General features: G+C 73.8%; 19 protein-coding genes. 8 read left to right on the top strand and 11 right to left on the bottom strand.

The window, feature by feature from the left end; all coding sequences use genetic code 11:
* The first annotated feature begins 108 nt into the window (after positions 1-108).
* Together xseA and DKT69_RS37070 are read left to right on the top strand one after the other, a co-directional pair.
* On the top strand, positions 109-1,329 hold the full coding sequence (xseA, locus tag DKT69_RS37075) for an exodeoxyribonuclease VII large subunit (RefSeq protein ID WP_109806004.1): 1,221 nt from the start codon (positions 109-111) through the stop codon (positions 1,327-1,329).
* 47 nt (positions 1,330-1,376) lie between these two features.
* On the top strand, positions 1,377-1,589 hold the full coding sequence (locus DKT69_RS37070) for an exodeoxyribonuclease VII small subunit (RefSeq protein ID WP_109806007.1): 213 nt from the start codon (positions 1,377-1,379) through the stop codon (positions 1,587-1,589).
* Positions 1,590-1,628: 39 nt separating this feature from the next.
* Here DKT69_RS37070 and DKT69_RS37065 read toward each other — a convergent pair whose 3' ends face one another.
* Together DKT69_RS37065 and DKT69_RS37060 are read right to left on the bottom strand one after the other, a co-directional pair.
* A complete protein-coding gene (locus DKT69_RS37065; RefSeq protein WP_236648771.1) occupies positions 1,629-2,471 on the bottom strand; it encodes a hypothetical protein in 843 nt (280 codons plus the stop codon).
* Between the two features lie 267 nt (positions 2,472-2,738).
* Complete coding sequence (locus DKT69_RS37060) at positions 2,739-3,506, bottom strand: DUF4245 domain-containing protein (RefSeq protein WP_201750054.1); 768 nt, start codon at positions 3,504-3,506, stop codon at positions 2,739-2,741.
* A gap of 417 nt (positions 3,507-3,923) precedes the next feature.
* Between DKT69_RS37060 and glpX the strand changes: the two genes are divergently transcribed.
* Complete coding sequence (gene glpX / locus DKT69_RS37055; protein ID WP_109806002.1) at positions 3,924-4,955, top strand: class II fructose-bisphosphatase; 1,032 nt, start codon at positions 3,924-3,926, stop codon at positions 4,953-4,955.
* The gene (locus DKT69_RS37050) at positions 4,952-5,923 is read left to right on the top strand and encodes a DMT family transporter (RefSeq protein ID WP_109806001.1); all 972 of its coding nucleotides are present in this window, start codon (positions 4,952-4,954) and stop codon (positions 5,921-5,923) included. The genes glpX and DKT69_RS37050 overlap by 4 nt, the downstream gene beginning before the upstream one ends.
* Before the next feature lie 41 nt (positions 5,924-5,964).
* Here the strand turns inward: DKT69_RS37050 and DKT69_RS37045 are convergent, their stop codons facing one another.
* The gene (locus DKT69_RS37045) at positions 5,965-6,882 is read right to left on the bottom strand and encodes an NAD-dependent epimerase/dehydratase family protein (RefSeq protein ID WP_109806000.1); all 918 of its coding nucleotides are present in this window, start codon (positions 6,880-6,882) and stop codon (positions 5,965-5,967) included.
* A gap of 144 nt (positions 6,883-7,026) precedes the next feature.
* On the opposite strand from DKT69_RS37045, the gene DKT69_RS37040 reads away from it, so the two are divergent.
* Positions 7,027-7,722 (top strand): TetR/AcrR family transcriptional regulator, encoded by a 696-nt coding sequence (locus tag DKT69_RS37040; protein ID WP_109805999.1) that lies wholly within the window; start codon positions 7,027-7,029, stop codon positions 7,720-7,722.
* A 41-nt stretch (positions 7,723-7,763) separates the two neighbouring features.
* Here DKT69_RS37040 and DKT69_RS37035 read toward each other — a convergent pair whose 3' ends face one another.
* From DKT69_RS37035 to DKT69_RS37010, 6 genes are all read right to left on the bottom strand, one after another.
* Positions 7,764-8,732, bottom strand: a complete 969-nt coding sequence (locus tag DKT69_RS37035; protein WP_109805998.1) for an NAD(P)/FAD-dependent oxidoreductase — start codon at positions 8,730-8,732, stop codon at positions 7,764-7,766.
* A 113-nt stretch (positions 8,733-8,845) separates the two neighbouring features.
* Positions 8,846-9,505: a rhomboid family intramembrane serine protease gene (locus tag DKT69_RS37030; protein WP_109805997.1), complete on the bottom strand. Its 660-nt coding sequence runs from the start codon at positions 9,503-9,505 to the stop codon at positions 8,846-8,848.
* Between the two features lie 116 nt (positions 9,506-9,621).
* On the bottom strand, positions 9,622-10,302 hold the full coding sequence (locus tag DKT69_RS37025; RefSeq protein ID WP_109805996.1) for an aggregation-promoting factor C-terminal-like domain-containing protein: 681 nt from the start codon (positions 10,300-10,302) through the stop codon (positions 9,622-9,624).
* 285 nt (positions 10,303-10,587) lie between these two features.
* Positions 10,588-12,003: an RNA 5'-3' helicase PhoH2 gene (phoH2, locus tag DKT69_RS37020; protein WP_109805995.1), complete on the bottom strand. Its 1,416-nt coding sequence runs from the start codon at positions 12,001-12,003 to the stop codon at positions 10,588-10,590.
* Between the two features lie 346 nt (positions 12,004-12,349).
* A complete protein-coding gene (locus DKT69_RS37015; RefSeq protein ID WP_109805994.1) occupies positions 12,350-12,790 on the bottom strand; it encodes a hypothetical protein in 441 nt (146 codons plus the stop codon).
* Positions 12,791-12,842: 52 nt separating this feature from the next.
* Positions 12,843-13,184 carry a hypothetical protein gene (locus DKT69_RS37010; RefSeq protein WP_109805993.1) on the bottom strand — a complete coding sequence of 114 codons (342 nt, stop codon included), beginning with the start codon at positions 13,182-13,184 and terminating at the stop codon, positions 12,843-12,845.
* Between the two features lie 264 nt (positions 13,185-13,448).
* Here DKT69_RS37010 and DKT69_RS37005 point away from each other — a divergent pair, with 264 nt between their 5' ends.
* The 3 genes from DKT69_RS37005 to otsB all read left to right on the top strand — a co-directional run bounded on the left by DKT69_RS37005 (position 13,449) and on the right by otsB (position 15,300).
* Positions 13,449-13,889 (top strand): helix-turn-helix domain-containing protein, encoded by a 441-nt coding sequence (locus DKT69_RS37005; protein WP_109805992.1) that lies wholly within the window; start codon positions 13,449-13,451, stop codon positions 13,887-13,889.
* 162 nt (positions 13,890-14,051) lie between these two features.
* Positions 14,052-14,405 carry a hypothetical protein gene (locus DKT69_RS37000; RefSeq protein ID WP_109805991.1) on the top strand — a complete coding sequence of 118 codons (354 nt, stop codon included), beginning with the start codon at positions 14,052-14,054 and terminating at the stop codon, positions 14,403-14,405.
* A 70-nt stretch (positions 14,406-14,475) separates the two neighbouring features.
* Complete coding sequence (otsB, locus tag DKT69_RS36995; RefSeq protein ID WP_109806005.1) at positions 14,476-15,300, top strand: trehalose-phosphatase; 825 nt, start codon at positions 14,476-14,478, stop codon at positions 15,298-15,300.
* A 19-nt stretch (positions 15,301-15,319) separates the two neighbouring features.
* On the opposite strand, the gene DKT69_RS36990 is transcribed toward otsB, so the two are convergent.
* Together DKT69_RS36990 and DKT69_RS36985 are read right to left on the bottom strand one after the other, a co-directional pair.
* The gene (locus tag DKT69_RS36990; protein WP_109805990.1) at positions 15,320-16,090 is read right to left on the bottom strand and encodes an isoprenyl transferase; all 771 of its coding nucleotides are present in this window, start codon (positions 16,088-16,090) and stop codon (positions 15,320-15,322) included.
* 31 nt (positions 16,091-16,121) lie between these two features.
* On the bottom strand, positions 16,122-17,028 hold a 907-nt coding region (locus DKT69_RS36985; protein WP_109805989.1), incomplete at its 5' end, for a geranylgeranyl reductase family protein.

Below are 17,028 nucleotides of genomic sequence, written 5' to 3'. Positions count from 1 at the left end.
CCCCTGACCTTCACGTCGATCATGAGGTTGGCGGGTGGATCGGAGCTCGACCCGCCCGTCAACCTCATGATCAACGGCGTCGGGGCGGCGGGATCGTAGGGTGGGCGGGTGAGTGGCGGCGAAGCGGGGCGGAGCACGTCGGAAGAGCCGTGGCCGGTACGGGTGGTCAGCCAGAAGGTGGGGGCCTGGATCGCGCGGCTCGGCTGGGTGTGGGTGGACGGGCAGGTGGCGCAGATCAGCCGCCGTCCCGGGGCGAGCACCGTGTTCCTCACCCTGCGCGACCCGTCGGCGGATCTCAGCCTGACCGTCACCACCAACCGGGACGTGCTCGACGCGGGCGCGCCGGAGCTGCGCGAGGGCGCCCGGGTGGTGCTGCACGCCAAGCCGGAGTTCTACGCCGCCCGGGGCACGCTGAGCCTGCGCGCCGACGAGATCCGGCAGGTGGGGCTCGGCGAGCTGCTGGCCCGGCTGGAGAAGCTCAAGAAGCTGCTGGCCGCCGAGGGCCTCTTCGACCGGAACCGCAAGCGCCGCCCGCCGTTCCTGCCCGGCCGGATCGGGCTGATCACCGGCCGCGCCTCGGCCGCCGAGCGGGACGTGCTGACCAACGCGCGGCGGCGCTGGCCGGCGGTGGAGTTCCGCACGGTCAACGTCGCGGTGCAGGGGCCGAGCGCCGTCCCGCAGATCGTCGACGCGCTCAAGGTGCTCGACGCGGACCCGACCATCGACGTGATCATCCTGGCCCGGGGCGGCGGCAGCATCGAGGACCTGCTCCCCTTCTCCGACGAGGCGCTCTGCCGGGCGGTCTTCGCCTGCCGTACGCCGGTGGTCAGCGCCATCGGCCACGAGACGGACGCGCCGCTGGTCGACTACGTCGCCGACGTCCGCGCCTCGACGCCCACCGACGCGGCGAAGCGGATCGTCCCCGACCTGACCGAGGAGGTACGCCTCATCGGCCAGGCCCGGTCCCGCCTGGAGCGGGCCGTCCGCAACCTGGTCGACCGGGAGTCGCACCGGCTGGACCTGCTCCGCTCCCGCCCGGTGCTGGCCCGGCCGCAGGTGATGGTGGACCAGCGCGCCGCCGAGGTGGCCGCGCTGCGCGACCGGACCGGCCGCTGCCTGGACCACCGGCTCGGCGCCGCCGGCGAAGACCTGCGGCACACCCTGGCCCGGCTGCGCGCGCTCTCGCCCGCCGCGACCCTCGACCGTGGATACGCGATCGTGCAGCGCGCCGACGGCCATGTGGTCCGGGCGGCCGCCGAGGTGGCCAAGGGCGACCCGCTGCGGGTACGCCTCGCCGACGGCGAGCTGACCGCGACCGTCGACGGCTGACCGGCGGCGGGCGGGCGACGGCGGGCGGATGTGGTGGGATGGGTGCGATGACTGACGAGAAGAAGGACGAGCGGCTCAGCTACGAGCAGGCCCGCGCCGAGCTGGCCCAGGTGGTCGAGCGGCTGGAGACCGGCGGCACGTCGCTGGAGGAGTCGCTGGCGCTCTGGGAGCGCGGCGAGCAGTTGGCCGACATCTGCCAGCGCTGGCTGGACGGCGCCCGGGCGCGGATCGACGCGGCCCGGCAGCGCGCCGAGGACTGACGCGACGGCGGGACGGCCGGAGCCGCCCCGCCGTCGGGCTCAGTTGAACAGGTTGTAGAACTCCGGCGGGGCCTCCACCACCTGGTCGGCCGACGGCTTCTGTGCGGCCGAGGCGTTGCCGTAGTCCGAGTACGTGACCTTGATGTCCTGGGCGGCGCTCTGGCCGGCCGCCGGCATCTGGACCACCATCTCGCTGAGCCGGCCCTGCGGGTCGAGCTTCGCGGTGAACGGCACCGACTTCGCCTGCGCGCCGAGCGCGGTGATCACGGTGGGGTCGACCGAACCGGCCTCGGCCGCCCTGGACACGTCGAGCGTGCCGGCGTACATGCCGTCGCCGGTCTGCCGGACCTCGGTGATGCCCTGCGTCAGCACCGCGCTGCCGGCCGGGTCGACCTTCTCGAAGTCGAAGCCCAGCGCCCGGTTGCCCTTGATCCGGGTCTGGTCCAGGTGCTGGTACTTGCCGAGGTTGAGCTTCTGCACCCCGGGGATGCTGCCGGCCGACTTGCCGCCCAGCTCCACCTTCACCCAGCTGTCCGGCTTGAGGTGGATCAGGTCGAGCTTCATCATCAGGTCGGAGGACGCGTCGCCGATCGTCACCCGCATCTCCGCGCTCTGGCTGGGCTCGTGGACCTGGCCCTCGGCCGTGGAGCCGGCGCCGGACATGGTGAACCGGAAGTTGCCGTTCCGGATCTCGTTGGTGGAGTTCAGCAGCGCCTGCTTGGCGTCACCGGTGCCGGGGGTGGCGCCGCTCGGCGCGATGCTGCCGGCGACCGTCGGGGACGCGGAGGCCCCCGCCTCGCCGTTCCCGGTGCTGTTGCAGGCCGCCAGGCCAGGAGTGAGCAGCGCCGCGGCGAAAGCGGCTGCGCTGAAACGTCGAATCATCACGTGAACCTCTCCAGGTGGGTCGTCCGGCCCACGGAGGCGCCGGAGGCGTGGCGCCGCAGCCCTCACGCCGGCTCCGGCGCACGAGCCGCGTCCGGCCGGCGGAGCGACCCGGCGAGCTCGTGCTCCCTCTGTTCCCTGAAGCGGCCTTCCGCAATCCCTGTCCGGTCCGCGCGACCCCGGACGGGCGACCCGGCCGGCGGCGGCGCGGGCCACCCCCGACCGCGCGGGCTCAGCCCCTGAGGGCCCCTGACCCGCCAGCCGCCGTCAGCGGAGGGCGTTGGCGAGCTGGCGCAGCTCGGCGTCCCCGGCGTCGCCGACCACGATCACCGTCCTCGTCGGTTCCAGCAGCACCAGCGCCTGCTCGTTGCCGCGGGCGGTGTAGCGCTGCCACCTCCCGCCGGGCAGGTCGGCCGTCCCCTGCGGCTGGCCGCCGCTCAGCTCGGCGGGCAGCAGCTTCTCGGCGGGCACGTTGCTCTGCACGAGCTGCGCGCCGCGCCCCTCCGGGGTCAGGTAGCCGATTCGCAGCGTCGCCCCGGTCGGCTCGGTCCGGTAGCGGGCGCTGACCGTACGCCAGTCGGCGGCCAGGCCGGCCGGCGCGCTGACCGGGAACGTGTTGGCCGCCCGCGCCTGCTCGACGGCGGGCGCGGGGTCCACGGTGGCCGGCTCGTCGCCGCCGAGGAACCCCCGGTAGAAGGCGAGCAGCAGCGCGATGGGGACCAGCAGCACGAGCAGCGACAGCGCCATGTCCCGGGGCGACCGCTCGGCGCGGGACTTCTCCCGGCGAGCCGGCGGCGCGGGCTGGTCGTCGGGGACGGCCGGGTGCTCGCCGGCCCCACCCCGGGCCGCGCCGTGGGCCGGCTCGACCAGCGCCGGCTCGCCCGCCTCGGCGAGGGGCGCGGGTCCGGTGGCGGGCTCGACGAGGGCCGGCTCGCCGGCCGCCGGGGACGGCCCGGCGGTCGACCGGACCGGCGGCTGGCCGTCCGGCGGGGTCGTGTCGGTGGGTTCGCGGTTGGCTGGCTGTGCGGGTTCCACCCGCCCATTCTCGCAGCCGGCCGATCGGTGTCGCCCGGCCACCGGCGCCCACGGGCGGGGGCCGGTCGCGATCCGCCGCCCGGCCCCCTGGGTCGCCCACGCCATCACCCCGCGCGACCGCCGGCGGGGCGACCGGACGACGGCGCCCGCGAGCTGACGCCGGCCGGCGGGCATCGACCCGCCGCCGCCGCGGAGAGCGACCGATCTCACAGCCGGCTCCGCTGCGGAGCCGGCCCGCGACGGATCGGCCAGGTCACGACCGGCCTGGGCCCGGGCCGCCCGGACGGCGGGAAGCTGGCCATCCCCGCCCCGCCCCGCCGTCACGTCGGCGATCGTGTGAGGATCAGCGACAAAGCCGGCAGCGGCGACGGCCGCATCCTGCCGGTCCACCCCGCAACGTCGCGAGGAGGAGCCGTCATGACGAACACCAGGACGCGGATCCCGCAGGATCTCGACCGCAACCTCGCCCTCGACCTGGTCCGGGTCACCGAGGCCGCGGCGATGGCGGCCGGCCGTTGGGTCGGTCGGGGCGACAAGGAGGGCGGCGACGGGGCAGCCGTCGACGCGATGCGCAAACTGATCAACTCGATCCCGATGCGGGGCGTCGTGGTGATCGGCGAGGGCGAGAAGGACAACGCCCCGATGCTGTTCAACGGCGAGGAGGTCGGCGACGGCAGCGGCCCCGAGGTGGACGTGGCGGTGGACCCGGTCGACGGCACCACCCTGATGAGCAAGGGCATGCCGAACGCCCTCGCGGTGCTGGCGGTTTCCGAGCGGGGTTCGATGTTCGACCCGAGCGCCGTCTTCTACATGGAGAAGCTCGCGGTCGGCCCGATGTACGCCGACGTGGTGGACATCAACGCCGGGGTGGCCGACAACCTGCGCCGGATCGCCAAGGTCAAGGGCACCGACGTCTCCGAGGTGACGGTCTGCGTGCTGGACCGGTCCCGCCACGACGACCTGGTGAAGCAGATCCGGCGGACCGGCGCGGGCATCCGGTTCATCTCCGACGGCGACATCGCCGGCTCGATCGCCGCCGCCCGGGGCGAGTCCGACGTCGACGTGCTGATGGGCATCGGCGGCACGCCGGAGGGCATCATCTCCGCCTGCGCGCTCAAGTGCATGGGCGGGGCGATGCAGGCGAAGCTCTGGCCGCGCGACGACCAGGAGCGGGAGAAGGCGCTCGCCGCCGGGCACGACCTGGACCGGGTGCTGCTCACCGACGACCTGGTCACCGGGGACAACTGCTTCTTCGTGGCGACCGGCGTGACCTCCGGCGACCTGCTGCGCGGGGTGCGCTACCGGGCCGGCGGGGCGTACACCCAGTCGATCGTGATGCGGTCCAAGAGCGGCACCATCCGGGTGATCGACTCGTACCACCGGCTCGAGAAGCTGGCGCTCTACTCGGCCGTCGACTTCGACGGTCGCCCGCTGGCCGAGCAGGAGTGAGCGCGACCGGGACGGTGGCGCCCCCCACGCTGTCGACCACCCGGCGGGTCGCCGGCGTCGGGCTGGCCACCGCCTCGGGGGTCGCGGTGGCCGTGCAGTCCCGGATCAACGGCGAGTTGGGCGTACGACTGGGCGACGGGATCGCCGCCGCGGTGGTCTCCTTCGGCCTGGGCCTGCTGATCCTGCTGGTGCTGGTCCCCGCCACCCCGGGCGGCCGGCGGGGGCTGGCCGCGTTGCGGGCGGCGCTGGCGCAGGGGTCGCTACGGCCGTGGCAGTGCCTCGGCGGGGTGTGCGGGGCCTTCCTGGTCGCCACCCAGGGGCTGACCATCGGCACGCTCGGCGTCGCCGTCTTCACCGTCGCCGTGGTGGCCGGGCAGTCCGCCAGCGGCCTGCTGGTCGACCGGGCCGGCCTCGGGCCGACCGGCCGGCAGGCGGTCACCCCGAACCGACTGGTCGGCGCGGCGCTCACCGTGCTGGCGGTGCTGCTGGCGGTGGGCGACCGGCTCGGCGACCCGGGCGCCCTGGCGCTGGCCCTGCTGCCGATGCTGGCCGGGGTGGGCATCGCCTGGCAGCAGGCGGTCAACGGCCGGGTGCGGGGAGCCTCCGGCAGCGCGCTGTCGGCCACGCTGGTGAACTTCACGGTGGGCACGGCGGCCCTGCTCGTCACCCTCGCGATCGACGTGGCGGTCCGTGGCCGCCCGGGCGGCAGCTTCCCGACCGAGCCCTGGCTCTACCTGGGCGGCCCGATCGGCATCGTCTTCATCGCGCTCGCCGCCGCCATCGTCCGCTTCACCGGGGTGCTGCTGCTCGGGCTGGCCACCATCGCCGGGCAGATTGTCGGCGCCGTACTGCTGGACCTGGTCCTGCCGACCGCGGCCTCGCATCCCGGGCCGGCCACCCTGCTCGGCGCGGCGCTGACCATGGTCGCGGTCCTGATCGCGGCGCTCGGGCCGGCACCGCGCCGCTGACGCCCGCTCCGGCGGCGGGCGACGCGGGCGGCGGTGGCCGGTCAGCGGCGCAGCGCGGCGACGGTCTCGGCGAGGGCGACGTCCAGCGGGGTCGGTTCGACGCCCAGGGTGGCGGTCAACGCGCTGGAGTCGAGCAGGTAGGGCCGGTCGAACTGGTAGGCGGTCTCGCGCAGCTCGCGGGCGAACGGGTTGGCCAGGCCGCCGAGCCAGAGCACCGGGTAGGGCATCCGGATCAGCCTGGGCGCGGGGGCGCCGGCCAGGGCCGCCGCCCGGGTGGCCAGCTCCCGCATTCCGACGGCGGGCGCGCTGGGCACGTGCCAGGCGCGGCCCCAGGCCCGCGGGTCGGTGGCGGCGGCGACCAGGGTGCGGGCCACGTCGTCGATGTACGTCCAGCTGTGCGGGGCGTCCCAGTCGACCGGGAGGAAGACCCGCTTGCCGGCGAGCACCCGGGGCAGCACCAGCATCGGCAGGGAGGTGGCCCCGGCGCCCAGGTAGTCGGAGCCGCGCACCTCGGTGACCCGGGCCCGGCCGGCCCGGTGGGCGGCGAGCGCGTCGGCCCACATCCGGTTGCGCACCTGCCCCTTGACGCCGGTGGCCGCCGGCGGGGTGGCCTCGGTCATCGGCCCGTCGACCGGGCCGTAGCCGTAGAGGTTGCCGACCGTGGCGAGCACCGCGCCGCTGCGCTCGGCGGCGCTGAGCAGCGCCGCGGCGAGCGGCGGCCAGTCGGTCGGCCACCGGTGGTACGCCGGGTTGGCGCAGTTGTAGACGGCGTCGGCGCCGTCGGTCAGCGCGGCCAGCCGGTCCGCGTCGGCGGCGTCGGCGGCGACCCGCTCGACGGCCGGGTGCTCGGGCCCGGTGCCCCGGCGGGTCACCACCTGCACCTGGTCGCCGCGTCCGGCGAGGAGCCGGGCCGTGGCCGTGCCGACGGGACCGGCGCCGACGATGACGTGCAGGGCCATGAGGGCCACCTTTCGAAGCAGGGGTCTGATCCGAGAGCACTGCTCTCGCCGAGAACGGGACCAGCATGACCCGCCGCATGACACTTCGTCAAGAGCAGTGCTCTCTATTTTGATTGGCGCTCTCATCCGTGGCAGAGTGGGGGCATGGTCGCCCACTCGCTGCGCGCCCGGGTCCGTGCCGGAATGATCGACGAGATCAAGACGGTGGCCCGCCGCCACCTCGCCACGGACGGCGCCAACCTCTCGCTGCGCGCGGTCGCCCGGGACATGGGCATGGTCTCCTCGGCGATCTACCGCTACTTCCCCAGCCGGGACGACCTGCTCACGGCCCTGATCCTGGAGGCGTACGACGCGCTCGGCGACGCGGTGGAGGCGGCCGACGCGGCGGTCGAGCGGCGCGACCTGCGCGGGCGCTGGCACGCGGTCTGCCGGGCGGCCCGGGCCTGGGCGCTGGCCCACCCGGCCGAGTACGCCCTGATCTACGGCAGCCCGGTCCCCGGGTACGCGGCCCCGGACGACACGGTCGCACCGGCCCAGCGTCCCCCGGTCGTGCTGGTCGGCATCCTGCACGACGGACTGACCACCGGCCGGCTCACCCCGCCGCCCGACGAGTTGCCCGACCCGCTGCGCGAGGACCTCGCGGAGGTCGCCGCCGGCCTGTACCCCGGCATGTCCGAGGCGCTGCTGGCCCGCGGCATGGCCGGCTGGACCCAGTTGTTCGGGCTGATCAGCTTCGAACTCTTCGGCCGGATCACCCGGACGCTCCCGCACCGGGACGAGTACTTCGACCACCAGACCGGCCTGATGGCCAACCTGATCGGCCTCCCCGGACCGTCCTGACCGGTCCCCGCCGCGCGAGGCGCGACGGGCCGGTCGCGGCGTCAGCTGCCGTCGGAGGAGTGACCGGGGAAGAGGTGGGCGCTCGGGTCGATCGCCACCGCCGCGTTGTTCACCGCCGTGGCGGCCTCGCCGAAGCCGGTGGCGATCAGCCGGACCTTGCCCGGGTACTCGGTGATGTCACCGGCGGCGAAGACCCGGGGCAGGTTGGTGGCCATCGCGCTGTCCACCACGATGTGCCGGCGATCCAGCCGCAGGCCCCACTCCGCGAGCGGACCCAGGTCGGCGGTGAAGCCGAGCGCCGCGATGACGCTGTCCACCGGCAGCGTCTCCGCGACGCCACCCCGGACCACGATCTCCGCGGCGGTCACCCGGTCCTCCCCGTACAGCCGGGTCACCTCGGCGTTGACCACCACCCGCACCGGCAGGGCCAGCACCCGGGCGACGGTCGACGCGTGGGCGCGGAACCGCTCCCGGCGGTGCACCAGGGTCACCGACCGGGCCAGCGGCTGGAGGGTCAGGGCCCAGTCGAAGGCCGAGTCACCGCCGCCGACGATCAGCACGTCCCGGCCGGCCAGCTCGGTCGGCTGCGGTACGAAGTAGACGATCCCGGTGCCGGCGAAGCTGTCCGCGGCGGGCAGCGGCCGGGGCGTGAAGCTGCCCAGCCCACCGGTGACGATCACGGCGCCGCAGCTGAGCTGCTCGCCCCCGGCGAGCCCCAGTACCGGCCGCCCGTCGGCGTAGGAGAGCTTCTCGGCCCGGGTGCCGAGCAGGTACGCCGGCGCGAACGGCGCGGCCTGGGCGACCAGGTTCGCCACCAGGTCCCGCCCCTTGACGGCGGGGAAGCCGGCGACGTCGAGGATCAGCTTCTCCGGGTACATCGCGGCGACCTGGCCGCCCGGCTCGGGCAGCGCGTCGATCACCGCCACGGAGAGCCCACGGAACCCGGCGTAGTACGCGGCGAAGAGCCCGGCCGGACCGGCCCCGATCACGGCGACATCGACTTCGCGCATGCGTACCGTCACTTCCGCCTCGCGGATCAACGTGTGCTGATGCCGACGGTAGGCGGGCGGGTGCCCTCCGGCAAGCACGTCCCATGACCCGTTCGGACGACCCTGCCGGCCGGTCAGGGCAGGGTGAGCGGCGGCTCCGTGTGCTGCGGCTGGTCCAGCTCGGCGCGGCGGCGGCGGAACAGGACCGCCGCGACGATCCCGCCGAGCAGCCCGAACAGGTGGCCCTGCCAGGAGATCCGCTCGTCGGTGGGGAGGATGCTGAGCAGTTGCCAGCCGTAGAGCAGGCCGACCAGCAGCACCACCGCGACGTTCCACCAGCTCCGCTCGACGACGCCCCGGGTGAGCAGGATGCCCAGGTAGCCGAAGATGACGCCGCTCGCGCCGACCACCACCGAGTTGGGCGAGCCGGTGAACCACACCCCCAGCCCGCTGACCAGGATGATCACCAGCGTCGACCAGAGGAACCGGCGGGTGCCGGCGGCCAGCACGAAGGTGCCGAGCAGGATCAGCGGGATGCTGTTGCTGTAGAGGTGGGTGAAGTCGGCGTGCAGGAACGGCGAGAAGAAGACGCCGTCCAGCCCCTGGATCCGGTGCGGGATGATCCCGGCCGCCACGTCGAGGTCGGCGTGCAGCCCGACGTCGAGCGCCTCGATGAGGAAGAGCACCGGCACGACCGCGCACATCGCGACGAAGGCCCGGCCCAGCGAGGCGTAGAACGCCTCGGTGCCGAACCGGTGGGGATCGCCGCCCGTCGGGCCGCCGCGCCAGGTCACGTACCAATGGCTATCAGCAATCGCGGTCGACCGCCACTTGAGCGGCGCGTCCCAGGGCGACACGACGGCGGCGGGGTGTGTGGCTGCCCACACACCCCGCCGTCGTCAGCGTCGGATCAGTACCAGCCGGTGCTCTGCGAGTGCGCCCACGCGCCGCACGGGTCGTCGTACCGGCCCTCGATGTAGCCGAGCCCCCACTTGATCTGGGTGGCCGGGTTGGTCTTCCAGTCGTCGGCGACCGAGCCCATCTTGCTGCCGGGCAGCGCCTGCGGGATGCCGTACGCGCCGGAGCCGGAGTTGTAGGCCTTGTGGTTCCAGCCGCTCTCCTTGGTCCAGAGCTTGTCGAGGCAGGGGAACTGGTCGATGGCGAAGCCCTCGTCGAGCATGATGGCGCAGCCGATCGCCCGGTTGCCGCTGAACTCCTCGCAGGAGGCGGGGATCGGGCCGTCGTACGGCTTGGCAACCTGGGCTGCCGCCGCTTCCCGTTCCTTCTTCCGGGACGCCGCCGCTGCCTCGGCCTCGCGGGCCCGTTCGGCGGCCTCCTTGGCCGCCGCCGCCGCCCGCAGCTTGGCCTGGTACTCGGCGGCCCGCTGCTTGGCCGACTCCAGCCGGTGGTCGGCCTGCAGCTCACGCTGGTACGCGTACTCCGCCCGGTCGACCTCGAGGCCGACCTGCGCGGTCAGGCCCTGTTGCTGGGTTTCCCGGTCTTCGCCCAGATAGAAGCCGCCGGCAACGCCCACGGAGAGCAGTGCGACGGCGGCCGTACGGGCACCGAACCGGCTCCACAGCCGACTCACGAAGTGGTCCCTTCGTCGGGGGCAAGGACACGACGCGACGCGTGGCCGTCCGTGGCCGCGTCGGCGCCGTGAGCGCCCCGACCCCGCGGGTCGCAGCCGACGCACCGGCGTTGACCGATCTCCATTCGCCGGGGCGAGCGATGACCGACGATCTTTCTGGTGCGTGGGCGCTCGCTGGACACCATCGCGCACAGTGAGGCGGATGGGAAACCAACAGCCACATTTGTGATCTGGGCCACAAAGCGAATACCCGCAAGGAATGACAAACCCGGCAGGGAATCGATATCAGAGCGGAATGTCCTCCAACAGATCCGTCACCATGGCGGCGATCGGCGACCGCTCCGAACGACTGAGCGTGACGTGTGCGAAGAGCGGATGGCCCTTCAGCGCCTCGATCACCGCGGTCACCCCGTCGTGCCGTCCGACCCGCAGGTTGTCCCGCTGCGCGACGTCATGGGTGAGCACCACCCGCGACCCCTGGCCGATCCGGGACAGGACGGTGAGCAGGACCCCCCGCTCCAGCGACTGCGCCTCGTCGACGATCACGAAGGCGTCGTGCAGGCTGCGCCCCCGGATGTGGGTGAGCGGCAGCACCTCGAGGATGCCCCGGGTGGTGACCTCCTCCAGCACGTTCTCGTGCACCACCGCGCCGAGGGTGTCGAAGACCGCCTGGGCCCAGGGAGACATCTTCTCCGACTCCGACCCGGGCAGGTACCCCAGTTCCTGACCGCCGACGGCGTAGAGCGGGCGGAACACGATCACCTTCTTGTGCCGGCGGCGCTCCATCACCGCCTCCAGCCCGGCGCAGAGCGCCAGCGCCGACTTGCCGGTCCCCGCCCGCCCGCCGAGCGAGACGATCCCGATCGACTCGTCCAGCAGCAGGTCCAGCGCCACCCGCTGCTCGGCCGAGCGACCGTGCACGCCGAACGCCTCCCGGTCGCCGCGGACCAGTCGTACGGTCTTGTCGGACAGCACCCGGCCGAGCGCCGAGCCACGGGCCGAGTGCAGCACCAGACCGGTGTGGCAGGGCAGCCCGGCGGCGGCGTCCAGGTCGAGCGTCTCGCCCGCGTACAGCCGGCCGATCTCCTCCTCGCCCAGCTCCAGCTCGGCCATGCCGGTCCAGGTCGGGTCGCTGGCCTGGCCGTGCCGGTACTCGTCCGCCCGCAGGCCGACCGAGGCCGCCTTCACCCGCAGCGGCATGTCCTTGCTGACCAGGGTGACCTCGCACCCCTCGGCGGCGAGGTTGAGCGCCACGGAGAGGATCCGGGCGTCGTTCGACTCGTTCCGGAAGCCGGGTGGCAGCACCCCGTCGTCGGTGTGGTTCAACTCGACCCGGAGCGTGCCGCCCTGGTCGTTGGCCGGCACCGGCCGGTCCAGCCGGCCGTGCTTCACCCGCAGCTCGTCGAGCATGCGCAGCGACTGCCGGGCGAACCAGCCCAGTTCCGGGTGGTGCCGCTTGCCCTCCAGCTCGGAGATGACGACGAGCGGCAGCACCACCTCGTGCTCGGCGAAGCGGTGGAAGGCCGCGGGATCGGAGAGGAGGACCGAGGTATCCAGGACGAAGGCCTGGCCGGCTGGTCGGGGCTCCTCGGTGCCGACCGACGCGGCGGCCGTGGTGCGGCGGCTGCGGGTGGTCCGGCGGGTCGTGGCAGTCGCGGCCGGGGTCTGGTCGGCACCGGCGGGGGTACGGCGAGTCGTCACAGGCCTGCTCCGCGGATGGGCACCCGGCCACCCGTGTTCCGCCTCGTCCGGTGCCCGGTGGACACGGGGTCGGATGCGGGCCCCGTGCGCGAGGTCGCAGGTCCGGGCTGGCCGGCTGGCCCGGGAGAACCCCGTGCCATGACTAGACGCTAGTCGCGTCACGGCCCTTCGGCTAGTACGCGGCAGTGGATCCCACCCGACCGGGGCGTGAACGCCGGGCGGCGGAACCGGCCGGGATGCATGCCCCCTGCGCGCATCCCGGCCGGCGGGACCACCGTCACCGGTCTGACGTTGGTCCCGACGGTGCGCGTCCGCCGCGGACGACGCACCGTGTACCTGGCGGACCTCAGCCCTGCCGGCGGACCAGCGTCCCGGCCGGATGCCGGCCGCCGACCACGGACGCGGTGAACGAGGAACCGGTGTAGGTCGTGCCCTGCCGGGTGGCGATCCCGCCGAACTGTGCGGTCGCGGTGGCGCGGGAGGACGGCCCCGGCGCGGGCCGGCCACCGAGCGCGACCGCGGTCGCCGTACCGTCGCGCGGGCCCGTGCCGACCGGCGGCACCGCGGCCGACGTCGGGGCGACGACCGGGCCGGCCAGCGCCGAGGCGATGGCGGCCTGGGCGTCGCGGCGCCGCCGGTTCCAGGCGCCCCGGTCACCGTCGAAGTAGCCCTGCCGATAACCGAAGCGGTAGCCGATCCGGTAGCTGAGCTGGCCGTGCAGCCGGCCCGCCGCATAGCTGGTCGACCCGAGGACGAGGACGAGGAAGACCGCGAGGAAGGGGCTCATCCGGCCGCTCCCGCCGGCGTCGGGTCGCCGGACACCCCGCTCGCCCGCCGGGTCATCGCTCCTCCGGCTCGGCCGCGGGGTCGACGACCAGCAGCCGCTCCAGATCGGCGGTGCTGACCTCCTCGACCAGTTCGACGCTGATCCGGCAGCCGTCCAGCACGACCTCAGCGACCGAGGAGCGCCGGATCTCGCCGCCGGCGTCGTAGACCCGGACGCTCAGCTCGGGACAGCCGAGGTGGATACGCCAGGCGTTCCACTCGTCGCGGTCCGCGACGCTGAGGGAGAGGTAGCGGCAACCCCGGGCGAGGTAGAGGCGCCAGGGCGCGCTCAGCCCGGCGGCCACCCCCTCGGCGATCAGGCCGAACGCCTGGGCGCGGGTGGCGAGCTCGGTCACCGGACCCCCTTGAAACCCGCGGAGTGACGCATGTGAGCACTCATCGTCTCATGCACGTGACACACCGTAAGTTGTCTCATGGGCGTGACAGTATCAGCTTTTCGTCTGTTTACCGCCGTACTGGTGGGCACCTATTCTGCCCGGGTGGCACCCCTCAAGAGCAGCGCTGGATCGTTTACCGGAAATCCGAGAGAGCCGTCACGTCTGCGTGACAGCAGCGTGCCGGGCCTCCCCGGGGCGGACGACTGGTCGTACCGTCACGGGGTGACCGAGACGGCCAACGCACGGAAGATCGCCTTCGCCACCTTCGTACGGCGCGCGCTGGACGACGCCCGGGCCATGCGGGCCTGGAGCGGGACCGAGGTCTCCCGCCGCACCGGCGTCTCCCGCCAGACCATCAACCGCTGGGTACGCGGCGACTGGGCCAGCGACCCGGAGGCGGAACGGGTGGTCGCCTTCTGCCAGGGGCTGGGCCTCAACCCGGCGACCGCCTTCACCGCCCTGGGCTGGGACCGGGCGGCTCCGCCGCGCAGCGCCCCGAGCCCACCGCCGATGGACCCCGACGTCGAGGCACTGCTCCGCCGTCTGGTCGACCCGAATGTGTCGGACGCGGAGAAGTTCCACATCCGGGAAACCATTCGTTACCTGGCTTATCGCCCAACTCTTCCGGTCGAAGTCCGAAATAGAGGTAAACAAGCCGGGTAGTTCCTCAGATGGCGAAAGAATGGTAGGGCAGACCCGATCGTTTCCCTCCGGGGCCGGAACGGGCGCGCTAGCGTCCCTATTCGTACTGCTTGGGCTCGTCATCGGCGGGGGGACGGGACAAGGCCGAATCCAGCCCTGCGGGACAGAAGGAGGGGTCTGTCCATGACCCTGAAATGGTTGGCAGTCGTGGTCGCGGTGGTTTCGGTGACATCGTGCGTGACCGGCAACGTGGTGGTCGGCGTGATCAACGGCGGGCAGCTTCCCCTAGTCGTCAATCTCTTCGCGCTCATCACCGCCGGCACCGCGGTGGTCCTCGCCGTGGTCGCCGAGCTGCACGACCGGCTCAACGACCGGGTCAGCGCGCTCACCGAGTTCCTGGTGGCCAGGCTGAACGAGATCGAGACGCACACCGGCGACCGGAACACCGGCTTCGTGGAGGGCTACCTGCTCAGCCACGGCCAGGAGGCGGCCGTCGTGCCGTTCGGACGCCGGGGACGGGGGGCCGCCGAACGCTGACATGTCCCGCCGGCTGAGCGTCACATCTCGGCCACGAATGAGCCGCACCGCCCGGGGTACGCTGTCGCCCGTGCCGCCGTTGAATCTGGGCAACCAGCAGCCGAAGACCCCGCTGGACGCTGAGCACGCCTGGCGGGCGACCGCCGAGCGGGCCGCCGACACGGTGCTCTTCTTCGACTTCGACGGCACCCTCGCGCCGGTCGGCGACGACCCGACCGCGGTCCAGCCCGCCCCGAAGGTGCTCGCCGCGCTGGAGGCGCTCGCCCCGCTCGTACGCCGGATCGCCATCGTCTCCGCGCGGCCGGTGGAGTTCCTCCGCGACCACCTCGGCGGCCTCGGCGGGATCGACCTGTACGGGCTCTACGGCCTGGAGCACAGCCACTCCGGCGGCGAGACGGTCACCGAGCCGGCCGCCCTGCCCTGGGTGCCCACCATGGCGGAGCTGGCCGAGCAGGCCCGCGCCGAGTTGCCGCCCGGCGCCCTGGTGGAGTTCAAGCGGCTCTCCGTCGCCCTGCACTGGCGCACCGCCCCGCAACTCGGCAACCTGGTGCAGGAGTGGGGCCGGGCCCGCGCCGAGCGGCTCGGGCTGCGCTGCCAGGCCGGCCGGATGGTGCTGGAGCTCAAGCCCCCGGTCGACCGGGACAAGGGCATGGTGATCGGCGAGATCGTCCGCGACGCCGGCGGCGCCTGGTACTTCGGTGACGACGTCTCCGACATCAAGGCGTTCGCCGCGCTGCGCGCCCGCGCCGCCGCCGACCCCCGGTTCGTCGGCGTCTGCGTGGCCGTCGCCAACCCGGAGACCGGTCTCGAGGTGGCCGACGCCGCCGATCTGACCCTGGACTCCCCGGCCGCGCTCGCCACCTTCCTCACCGACGCCCTCCCGCACCTCACCTGACCGCGCGGGCGGTGGGTGGTCAGGCGCCGAAGCGGCGTTGCCGGGTGGCGTACGAGCGCAGGGCCCGGAGGAAGTCGACGCGGCGGAAATCCGGCCAGTTCAGCTCGCAGAAGTAGAACTCCGAGTGGGCCGACTGCCAGAGCATGAAGCCGGAGAGCCGCTGCTCGCCGCTGGTCCGGATGATCAGATCCGGATCGGGCAGGCCCTTGGTGTAAAGATGCTCGGAAATGTGGTCGACGTCGATCGAGTTGGCCAGTTCCTCGATCGTGCCGCCGTTCGCCGCGTGCTCCAGCAGCAGCGAGCGGACCGCATCGGCGATCTCTCGCCGGCCGCCGTACCCGACCGCGATGTTGACCTGGGCGCCGCCGCTGCGGTTCCGGGTGCGCTCCTCGGCGGCCTTCAGCGCGGCGGCGTGCTGCGCGGGCAGCACGTCCAGCGCGCCGACCATCCGCAGCCGCCAGGGGTTGCCCTCCTCGGCCAGCTCGGTGGTGAGGTCCTCGATGATCTGGAGCAGCGGGTCCAGCTCGGCCGCCGGCCGGGAGAGGTTGTCGGTGGAGAGCAGCCAGAGCGTGACGTGCCCCACGCCGGCGGCGTCGCACCAACGCAGCAGCTCCTTGATCCGCTCGGCGCCCATCCGGTGGCCGTCGTTCGGGTCGACGAAGCCCATCTCCCGGGCCCACCTGCGGTTGCCGTCGCACATGACGCCGACGTGCCGGGGCACCGGCTTGCCCGCGAGCCTCGCCGTCAGCCGGCGCTCGTACACGGAGTAGAGGAGTTTCCGCAGAGTCATCACCTTGCAGGGTAGCGACCCCCGTTGAAGATCAGTGCCGCGGAGGCCGATCCCTGGCCGGGAGACCGATGCCGATCATGGCCAGGGTGCGGGCGTCCAGCCGCCCGTCACCCAGCCCCAGCTCCACCACCGTCCGGTAGACCCGGTCGTCGCGGCGGGCCGCCCGGACCGCCGCGTCGACCACCCGCCGGCGCCGGGCCAGCCAGGCCGCGACCGAACTGTGCCGCAGGTGGGTGCCGAACCGCCGACGCAGCGTGTCCGCGTACCGGCGGGCGGCCTGACCCGGGGAACCGGCCGCCGCCGCGCCGGCCAGCGCGCCGGACCGCAGCGCGTAGAAGATGCCCTCCCCGGTGAACGGGTTGATCAGCGAGAGCGCGTCGCCGGCCAGCACCACCCGGTCCCGCCCCGGCGCCGGCCGGTGGGTGGAGAGCGGCAGGTGGTGGGCCCGCAGCTCGGTGACCGTCGCCGGATCCGTGCCGGGCAGCAGGGCGGCGAGACGGTCCACCAGGTGGGCCCGGGTCAGCGGCTCGCCGCGCAGCACCTCCCCGTACCCGACGTTCGCCCGGCCGTCGCCGATCGGGAAGGACCAGGCGTACGCCGGCCAGCGCGGCGCCGAGGTGACGATGAGCTGCTCGGGCGGGCCGGGCAGCGCCGGGGCGTACCCCCGGATGGCCAGCGCCAGGTGGCGGTCCGGGTTGACCGGGTGGCCGAGCGCCCGGCGGACCACCGAACCGGCGCCGTCCGCGCCCACCACCGCCCCGCCCGACAACTCCCCGTCCAGCACCACCCGGTCGCCCCGGAGCTCCACCCGGCGCACCGTGTGCCGGCGCAGTTCCACGCCGGCCGCCACCGCCGCCGCCACCAGCCGGGCGTCGAAGACCTTCCGGGGCACCGTGTACGCGGGCCGGGGCAGCGCCCGGGCCCCCGCCCCGCCGCCG

Source organism: Micromonospora sicca, from assembly GCF_003172935.1.
In the GTDB taxonomy this organism is placed as follows: Bacteria; Actinomycetota; Actinomycetes; order Mycobacteriales; family Micromonosporaceae; genus Micromonospora; species Micromonospora sicca.
This window is presented reverse-complemented; position numbering and strand designations above follow the sequence as displayed.

Coding starts and splice junctions, on each gene's coding strand:
- DKT69_RS37070 (WP_109806007.1), top strand. CDS start 1,377: ATGACTGACGAGAAGAAGGACGAGCGGCTCAGCTACGAGCAGGCCCGC.
- DKT69_RS37065 (WP_236648771.1), bottom strand. CDS start 2,471: ATGATTCGACGTTTCAGCGCAGCCGCTTTCGCCGCGGCGCTGCTCACT.
- glpX (WP_109806002.1), top strand. CDS start 3,924: ATGACGAACACCAGGACGCGGATCCCGCAGGATCTCGACCGCAACCTC.
- DKT69_RS37045 (WP_109806000.1), bottom strand. CDS start 6,882: ATGGCCCTGCACGTCATCGTCGGCGCCGGTCCCGTCGGCACGGCCACG.
- DKT69_RS37040 (WP_109805999.1), top strand. CDS start 7,027: ATGGTCGCCCACTCGCTGCGCGCCCGGGTCCGTGCCGGAATGATCGAC.
- DKT69_RS37035 (WP_109805998.1), bottom strand. CDS start 8,732: ATGCGCGAAGTCGATGTCGCCGTGATCGGGGCCGGTCCGGCCGGGCTC.
- DKT69_RS37015 (WP_109805994.1), bottom strand. CDS start 12,790: ATGAGCCCCTTCCTCGCGGTCTTCCTCGTCCTCGTCCTCGGGTCGACC.
- DKT69_RS37000 (WP_109805991.1), top strand. CDS start 14,052: ATGACCCTGAAATGGTTGGCAGTCGTGGTCGCGGTGGTTTCGGTGACA.
- DKT69_RS36990 (WP_109805990.1), bottom strand. CDS start 16,090: ATGACTCTGCGGAAACTCCTCTACTCCGTGTACGAGCGCCGGCTGACG.